Source organism: Bittarella massiliensis (ex Durand et al. 2017) (genome assembly GCF_017566145.1).
Lineage (GTDB): Bacteria > Bacillota > Clostridia > Oscillospirales > Ruminococcaceae > Bittarella > Bittarella massiliensis_A.
Genome location: NZ_JABFCL010000151.1, coordinates 1 through 228 on the forward strand (window position 1 = coordinate 1; position 228 = coordinate 228).

Below are 228 nucleotides of genomic sequence, written 5' to 3' on the forward strand. Positions count from 1 at the left end.
GATTTATGGCACAGCATAACAGGGAATTCGGCGTCCGCTGGCTGCTCAGGCGGCTTGACATCTGCCCGAATGCTTATTATAACTACCGGAAACACCGGAAGGCAGCTTATCATGCTCAAAAAGAAGTAGTAAGAGCGCTGATCAGGGAAATTTACCATGCGCATAACGGGGTGGCAGGATACCGGACCATGACCGTCTACCTGGCGCGCAGGGGCTGCCATTACAGCG

The 228-nt window shown here is 53.5% G+C and carries 1 protein-coding gene; it reads left to right on the top strand.

Going from position 1 to position 228, the window contains the following annotated elements; translation table 11 throughout:
• Positions 1-228: IS3 family transposase (locus tag HJY11_RS13825; protein ID WP_208076483.1), on the top strand; the 228-nt coding region annotated here is incomplete at both ends.